Here is an 8461-nt window from a genome sequence, read left to right on the forward strand (position 1 = left end):
CCTTTTTTATGAAACAATAATTTCAATCTCTTTTCCACCTACAGGTAAATTAACACATCCAAGTTTATCAATGTTTGCTTGTTCCAAAGGCATAGTTACTACCCCTGCTCTCCATTCAGATGATGATTCATGGCCAAACAAATAACCAATATACGTTCCTAATGACGCCCCAGTAATTATGGCCCCGCTGCCTAATACAAGCGTTGGCACTACTGTAAACCCTAAAAATGATACTCCACCTATAGAAACTAAATATGCATTTGTACCAACTCCCGCTAAAAATCCAGTAGTAGCGCCCCAAAATGTTGATTCTCCTTTTCCAATATTAATATCTGTTTTATCATATAAAAACATTATTCCGAGGGGTTTGCTCAAATCTAAATTATCATTTTTATTTATATGGGTTTGAATTAATTCTTCAACCGCGGCATCCGTTATAGTATCAAAATTAACATCAAATAATGCATCATAATATGTTTTATCTTGATTAAGTAATTTAGTTTTATATAAATACGAAAAAAGCCCGGGTTTTTTACCCTCTAAATCTGTAAACTCGATCCTGCTGCAAATTACACAATACATTCCTTTTTCTTTTTTAAATAAATCAAGTTTACCTTTCCCAAAATTGTCCCAGCAATTATAAAGTTCGTTTGCAACTGTTGGAAAAACTTTTTTTTCATCTGAAATTTTAATATCTCTTGTTGGACATTTTATTTCATCCATAAATTCATTACCGCTTAATTTAGCGACAGAATTTAAAACTACACTAGATTTACAGGCATTATCAGTTGAAGCAGATTTTAAAATATCAAATAAATTAAATTGAAAAGAAATAATTATAAATGCTATAATTATAATTAAAATAGAACCTAACAAAAACCTTATAGGGTTTGCTTCTGTCTGGGATTTCTTATCCATTTTTTTCTTGCTTCTCCCAATAAAGTTTACTGCATAAACCAGAACCTGCCAATTCTTCTTTAGGCAAAAAGATGATAGACTGTACCTCTTTTGTATTAACTAATGTACTTAAATATGGTATCATTCCAGTTAGTTCAAGAGGTATTCCTAGAGTATTACGCACAAAAACTAACAAATATTCTTTACCTTTTTCCACTGTATCTAATTCCTTCATTTTTTTAATGGTCGGAGTTAAAAATCTAGTCACAAATAAAGGATAACTTTCAGGAATTCCAACATATTGTGCATAGGTCTGTTCAGTTTTTGACATATTTTTGGATTTGATATATTCCATAATTTTACTTGATTTTAAATTGTCTTGAGCCATAATTTCAGAACAAACTAAACAATAATCATTACCTTCTTTACCAAAAACTTGCAACTTTCCTTCTCCCACCTTATACCAACAACTTTTTAGTTCTTCAGCAAATATTTGATATTGTTCGATTAAAGTTTTGCCTTCAATTTTTAAAGAAGTAGTTGGACATTGAATAGGAACCTGTTTACTATATCCTAATAAATTTCCTGTAACTCCCACAGTTTCATGAACTTGGGAATTTGCTAAAACAGTTAACCTGCATTTTTCAACATCCCCTCTTTCAGAAAATATGGCAGAAGTTTTGTAGACTCCATAAAAAAGTATACTTGAAACTATTAAAATTAATATCAGTTTTAATAACTCTTCAACCGCCATCCCTTTTTTTTTCATTTCAAAACATCAAATATTTGAATATAAACCAAATAAGCAATGATAAATCCAATTAAGAAAATTAAAATTGCAATAAGGGTCTCCAAACTTAGCTCTGCTTTTTGTTTCATTGTCTCTACAGATATAATTCATTATAAATATATTCATATATAAATATTCCTTATTTTAGGCGCTGTCCAGAAAGTTCATTGTCTGTATATTAATATATTATTTAAAACCTAAAGTAGCCAAGAACACTCTTGCAGTTATGGTTAAATCTGAAGATACTAATTTTTAAATAATGTATCTACAACCAAACCAGCAAAGCTATGCACATACAAAAAATAGAAATATTTAAATAAGCAATATGATTAAATATATTTTGGAGTCCATAAAATGAAAATAAAATTATACTGGTTAACATCTATTTTAATAATAACAACTTTGGTATTTTCAGTTACTGTAGCCGCTTCTATGCTTATTCCAGCAAATGACCGGGCAAAAGAAAATGCAAGAGTTCTAGAAAATTCTCCAGTGATAACTGAAACAGAATCAGGAGAATGGGATTTAGAAAGAGTAGATTTTATACATTATGTAAAATCAAGTAATCCAAGTAACCAACCAAAAACAGAAACCTGTTATAAACTTTTAGGGGTAAAATGGTCTACTTTACCTGTAAATTATATAATTAATCCAGTTAATCCTCAGGGATTAACAGAAGATTTTGTAACTTCGACAATATCAACATCAGCAGAAATCTGGGATGCTGCAACAATGAGCGAATTATTTAATAATGTTTATACAGTTGATTATAATGTACAATATGGTGTGCAAAACTTTGTGAATACGATTGCTTTTGGCGACTACCCGGATAATAATGTTATAGCAGTAACATCAATATGGTACACAAGAAGAGGCAAACAAATAGTAGAATTTGACCAGCTTTATAACACAAGATATACATGGGGAGACGCCGTAATAAATCCGTCAGTAATGGACTTACAAAATATAGTAACACACGAACTTGGACATGGAGTTGGTTTGGGTGATATATACAGCACAGCATGTTCAACAGTAACAATGTATGGCTACTCTAACTATGGTGAAACTTCTAAAAGAAGTCTTGGACAACCAGACATAACCGGTTTACAAAAAATGTATGGAGCTTGAACTTTTTTATTTCATTTATCGTTATCAAAACCCAAATATACTAACCTAAAATCAACCTCATATAATTAATTTTTCTATAACGCCAATAAACCAAATCATTTATAAACAAAGCCCAATTCTGAGAATAATATGGATTACAAAGAAATGCTAAAAAAGGCAAAAAAAGAACTGCCTGAAGATGTAAAAAATACTGAAAGATTTGAAATCCCAAAAGTAAAGGGGCATATTCAGGGAAATAAAACAATTATTACTAATTTTACGCAAATAATTGATGCTTTACGCAGAGATGCCCAGCACTTGCTAAAATATTTATTAAAAGAACTGGCAACGCCAGGCGAAATAACCAAAACCTCTTTAATAATCGGTGCAAAAGTGTCAGCTTCAAAAATTAATGAAAAAATCGAAAGATACGCAAAAGAATATGTTTTATGTAAAGAATGTAATAAACCAGATACCACCATTCTAAAAGAAGGCGATTTCGCTTTTATTAAATGTATGGCATGTGGCGCAAAACATCCAGTTAAAAGTAAAATATAAAAATGATTATTAAACTCCATACTACACATGACGGAAAATCTATCTTAGCAATATGTGACTCAGATTTACTTGGCAAAGTTTATGAAGAAGGAGAATTACAACTTGATCTTACTTCAAATTTCTATAACGGCAAAGAAATGAATGAACCAGAGATACTAAAAGAAATAAGTAAATTTAGTTCCTTAAATATTGTCGGACAAAAATCAATTAACTTTGCAATTAAACAAGAATTAATAGAAAAAACAAATATTAAAAAAATCGCAAATGTCCCTTATGCAATTTGTGTATTCGTTGAATCTTTAGAATAAACTTCTAAATTACAAATTCGCTGTCATTCCACTCCCTTTTAAAAAAAATAAATATCCTAATCAAAAAAAACTACCTTAAACGCACTTCTTTAATTAGTTTAAAACCACGCGCCTAATCCTGCTTGTTTTTCTTTTTCTTTACCAAAAACGCCCTCAACTCTTCTTTTAAGTAATTCCAAACATTGGCTAAGATAAGGATTAACTCCATACTTCCTTGCAAGTTCCAAACTGGGTTCTAAATATTTTATTATTGAACCTTGAGAAATTGTAAAAATCAATTTTCCACCGCATTCTGTGCATTTACCTACTAAAGGAGGTCTTCTATAAATGTGATTACAGCCAACACACCTAAAAGATTGTTGTGAAAACTTTCTTAAATTACCCATAATGTCCCTTATAAAATGTTTTTCAATAACTAATGTTGCAACATCAGTCGAATTAACTGCCCTAATTTTTCTTGCCAATTCCATCTGCCCAACCAGTTTATCTTGCATACTTGGCAATGTTTTATATGCTGAACATCTTACTCCTGCATTTAAATTATCAGTATCATGTGTGAACCCCATCCCTTCATATTGGGCATCAGTTCCCAAAGTATCCCCTATTTTTTTAATCTTAATTTTCCATGCTTCTTCATACTTCAATGCGGCTTCATAAAGTTCTAACGGATATTTCCATACAATATCCAAATTATGCACTTCAGTATCCACTTCCGAAGGAACTAGGTGCGCAGTTAAAACTAAACATGCATCCATTGTGCGCCCACCTCTACGGTCAGGTAAAAATTGCCTAGAAAAGTTCAATAACCCATCAAGCAACAGCATAACTCCTGCTTCGTCGCCGTCACATCGCGCATTTAAAATTTGTTCTCCCCATAAAATATTTCTATCCTCTTTTGTACTCCAATCAATTTCTAAACAATATGAAGAAGAATTATCTCTTATTAATTCAACTTTTTTCACATAATCAAATATAACATCATTTTCTTCTTTTATTTCGTAATACTTTTTTCCGAACCGAGTTTTCCTTAAGTCTTCATTATTTTTAAGAATCGATAGTTTCAAACTTTTGCTTTTAGAAACTAATTTTAATGTACTTTTAAGTTTTGTAATGTCCCTCCCGTTTATAATCAAATGATGTAAAATATGAGTTTTAGGTTGTTTGCCTAGCTTCACATATTTTTCTAGTACTGTTTTCCCGGGTAATCTTGGTTTTGTTGTATGATATTTCGAAAATACATTAAACCTTAACAATAAAAAGGAAATATCATCTAATAAACTTCTATTAACAGAATATAAAACTACTGAATTATTTTGGGGAATTACACTTCCATCTCCATCAATAAACGCGGATATATAATGTGTAACTAAACTATCAGGCGCATTTAATATGAGTCCGGGTACTTTTTTATTATAAGCATTTGATCCGGCTTGAAAAACGAATTTGAATAATAAATATATCATTTGATCACAAATAGTAATCTTTGTTGAATCTTCTCCAAGATTAGGTTTTATTTTAAAAACGGTTTTTATCAATTCCTGTATTTTATTTTGTATTTCTTTATCCTGTATCCTAAAACTAACTTGAGAAACAGAAGCAGATTGTCTGCAATGCCCCTCCGCAGAATAATATCCTAACAAAGAAGCAATATTCTCATCAAACCATAAATAAGGGTTAAATAACCTTTTTGAATATCTAATCTTAAGAAGATTATTTTTAGCCAATTCATCACTATCTAATTTTAAATTTTTAATATGATATAATGTATTTCTTTTTCTTTTAACATCGACTTGATTAATTAAAAAAATATTTTTTAAATTTTTATCCGGTACATTTTCAATTAATAATTTAATCAGGTTTAACTTTAAATTAGATTTATTATTATTTTCAAATTTGTTTAATATCCCTAATTTGTCTCCCACTTTAATCTCTTTTGCCTTTTTAAATTCAAAATTATTATGATTTACATACATAAAATCGTGATTAGGAGTCATTATCTGTTCCCTGTTAGTTGTAGTCGTAATTTTAACCCACTGCTTGGGAGATTTGCCTTTAATAAAATATTTAATTTTCTTTTTTTTTAATTTTTTAGTGAATGGATCTACACCAAAAGCAAATAAATCGTTTGGACATTCAACTTTTACTGTACCAAATTCATCCATTTTTGAAATAGAATAATTATTTTGAATTAATTCTTCAACATATTTCCCTATCTCTGTTACATTTAAAACGTCTTTCTTTGAATAAATAAATTTTGTAGCAGGATATACGCAATTTCTGCGCGTAGCTGCATGCGCCATCGGATGACAATACATGCCTTGCGTTTTAGAAAATCCAATAATGCGAGAAACAATCCCTGCTGAAGTATGCGGCGCTAAGTTGATTAAAAAATGCCCCACTAAATCCTCTTTTGATTTAAGATTATAATAATGAGGCAACCCATAATGTTTCTGCAGTAATTCATCAATAAATTTACTTACTCTTAACAAAACTTCATCCGCTCCTTCTTCCATGCTTTCAGGGCAACATGGAAGAATTATGTCTTGAGGTTTCAACTCTATTAATTGTTCTGCAGAAACTAAGGGTTCATGGTATATGTCTTCATAATATCCTAATTCTCTCAACCTATCAACACTGCTTCTTACTTCTTTTGCTCTAAAATGAGTAATTGGCATTTGTATCATATCATATCTTGTAGTTCCATCTTTATTTACATAAATTTCATATTTAGACCTAAGCAAGCCCTTAACTAAACTTTCGGGGATGTGGTCTTTGTTAATGGTTTCTTTAATGCCCTTTATCAAATCAGGGAAAGTTTTCATCTCTAATTTTTTTCTCGCCTCTTCAAATAATGTTTTAATATCAATAGTTTGTGCGCTAAACCGCTGAGCCCTGCCATGCAAAACTCCCTCAGAAGATTTTAAAATGCACTCTGAAGATTCAATTGCTTTTTTACAAAATCGGCAAAAAAATAATTGTTTTGTTTTAGCTCCGCAAACACTGCATATTGGAAAAATAAGGTTTTTATTACAATATTCGCATTTATATGCGGGAAAATTAGAACCTATTTTTCCTTTCTCCATGGCACTTTGAAAAGATTTCATTCTGCCCCCTTCTTCACCAACGGGAAACAATAAATGCGGACTTCCCGGTAATTTTCTCATTTTTGCTTTTTCCGGCCTGCCCATCCTACACCCTATAAAAGTACCAGATTTGTCTCTTACTTTATATTCAGAAACTAAATTAACAATATCAAGAACTTTTTTATCTTGATTATCCTGAATTATTTTTATAATTGAATTAACATCAAACTCTTCTTTATAATTTAAATTTGAAAGAAAAATTAAAGAATTGTCTTTATTTAATACTACAAATTCCTTATTTACTAAAATATGAGGAATTCCTAACAATTCAAATATCCTTTTAATTTTTTTAATGTAGGGAAAAATTATTTTTTTTATAATCCCCTCTTCTTTGACCACGCTTATTTTTTCAATAAAATTAATTAAATAATTATATTCTTGAAGAGTTATCGCATTCCAATGAAATGTATAACTAGGATGCAGTGGAATTTTTAATTCTTTTGAAAGTTTTAAAACGTCTTCTGCAAAAATCTTGGTTCTTAAGGGGCCTTTTAATAAAGATTCAATTAAGTAAAAATCTATCCCTGTTAAATCCACGAGTTTAGCCAAATCAAGTGAACCAAAAGCATTAACGATAGCTTTTTCAAGCTCTTGCGAATACCACTCTTCACAATAGCCTGCAGGCACTAGTTTATGCCCATTTTCAACAAAATCCCCATATGCAATTAAAATGTCTCCTAAATAAAGTATTTCATCAACTTCTTTTTTTAAACTAATTGCTTCTTCTTCTTTGTCAAGCCTTAATACATTTCCATTTGTAAGCCTAACTATTGGCCCTTCAATAGTATCACAAGGACTTACTACCGTTGCTTTACCCGGTCTTTCTACTTTTAATTGTGTGCCTGTTGCAATAAAATTATCTAATACGACCATTGTAGCAGGGTGAATGGAGTATGCTGCAAAGCCGGAAGTGCGCGCCCTCCCGTACCTTAATCTAAACCCCCCTTGGGCCAGAGGATATGTTAAAATAGGCCTGCCTGCAACCAAATCTTTAATAAAAGTAAAGTTTGGCATAATTTGGGGTTTTTCTTTTCCATCCTCTTTTTTATCTAACTCAGACAGTTTAAGTTTAGCCTTCATGTTTTTTTGTAATTCTAAAAAATCATTCATCCATAACCAATCTTTCAAACCAAATTCTTCGCCCCATTTACTAAGTTTGGCATAAACCTTTGGGGCTTTTTGTGCAATCCCTTCAGCCAATACTAAACACATCCCGCCTCTAACCCTATTTACTTTAATCCTTGGTAAATCTTTATAGTTAGAAACTTCTTTTTCTTCTGTAGGATCTCCACTGATTTCCACAGGAATATGCTTTACTAAAAATACCGTTTCTTCCATAGAAGGGCGGTATTGAAGATTTGCGCATCGTTCATGATAATCATCCAACTCCGTACAAAACCGCTTAACTTCATTCTCATCAGGGTCATACTTTGCATAACCCATTTTCATTCTTACATAATCTGCAATAATAACTGAAACTGCTTCAGCAGTCCCACCAGAAGCACGTATTGGTCCGGCATAATTAATTGCCATATATTCTTCTCCGCCCCGAGTTTTTTTTAAAGTAATGTCAATAAATCCTTCTAATGGCGCAGAAATAATGCCTAATGTAATATAAGACAGCCCTACCCTTATCCATGTTTCCATTGCTTCTTTTA

6 protein-coding genes are annotated in these 8461 nt (G+C 31.2%); 3 read left to right on the plus strand and 3 right to left on the minus strand.

Annotated elements, in window-relative coordinates; all coding sequences use genetic code 11:
- Positions 1-6 precede the first annotated feature (6 nt).
- Together J4418_04175 and J4418_04180 are read right to left on the minus strand one after the other, a co-directional pair.
- The gene (locus tag J4418_04175; protein MBS3113253.1) at positions 7-918 is read right to left on the minus strand and encodes a hypothetical protein; all 912 of its coding nucleotides are present in this window, start codon (positions 916-918) and stop codon (positions 7-9) included.
- Positions 911-1666 carry a hypothetical protein gene (locus tag J4418_04180; GenBank protein MBS3113254.1) on the minus strand — a complete coding sequence of 252 codons (756 nt, stop codon included), beginning with the start codon at positions 1664-1666 and terminating at the stop codon, positions 911-913. The genes J4418_04175 and J4418_04180 overlap by 8 nt, the downstream gene beginning before the upstream one ends.
- Before the next feature lie 375 nt (positions 1667-2041).
- Here J4418_04180 and J4418_04185 point away from each other — a divergent pair, with 375 nt between their 5' ends.
- The 3 genes from J4418_04185 to J4418_04195 all read left to right on the plus strand — a co-directional run bounded on the left by J4418_04185 (position 2042) and on the right by J4418_04195 (position 3660).
- Positions 2042-2815 carry a matrixin family metalloprotease gene (locus tag J4418_04185; GenBank protein ID MBS3113255.1) on the plus strand — a complete coding sequence of 258 codons (774 nt, stop codon included), beginning with the start codon at positions 2042-2044 and terminating at the stop codon, positions 2813-2815.
- 129 nt (positions 2816-2944) lie between these two features.
- Positions 2945-3352, plus strand: coding sequence for a translation initiation factor IF-2 subunit beta (locus J4418_04190; protein MBS3113256.1), 408 nt, complete (start codon positions 2945-2947; stop codon positions 3350-3352).
- Between the two features lie 2 nt (positions 3353-3354).
- Positions 3355-3660, plus strand: coding sequence for a DUF424 domain-containing protein (locus J4418_04195; GenBank protein ID MBS3113257.1), 306 nt, complete (start codon positions 3355-3357; stop codon positions 3658-3660).
- Positions 3661-3758: 98 nt separating this feature from the next.
- On the opposite strand, the gene polC is transcribed toward J4418_04195, so the two are convergent.
- A partial coding sequence (polC, locus tag J4418_04200) for a DNA polymerase II large subunit (protein MBS3113258.1) occupies positions 3759-8461 on the minus strand: 4703 nt, incomplete at its 5' end.

The sequence above is a fragment of the Candidatus Woesearchaeota archaeon genome (genome assembly GCA_018303425.1).
Taxonomy (GTDB): domain Archaea; phylum Nanobdellota; class Nanobdellia; order Woesearchaeales; family JAGVYF01; genus JAGVYF01.

What these genes read in the sequence shown, in the direction of transcription:
- J4418_04190 (MBS3113256.1), top strand. Translation starts at nt 2,945, where the DNA reads ATGGATTACAAAGAAATGCTAAAAAAGGCAAAAAAAGAACTGCCTGAA.
- J4418_04185 (MBS3113255.1), top strand. Translation starts at nt 2,042, where the DNA reads ATGAAAATAAAATTATACTGGTTAACATCTATTTTAATAATAACAACT.
- J4418_04180 (MBS3113254.1), bottom strand. Translation starts at nt 1,666, where the DNA reads ATGAAAAAAAAAGGGATGGCGGTTGAAGAGTTATTAAAACTGATATTA.
- J4418_04195 (MBS3113257.1), top strand. Translation starts at nt 3,355, where the DNA reads ATGATTATTAAACTCCATACTACACATGACGGAAAATCTATCTTAGCA.
- J4418_04175 (MBS3113253.1), bottom strand. Translation starts at nt 918, where the DNA reads ATGGATAAGAAATCCCAGACAGAAGCAAACCCTATAAGGTTTTTGTTA.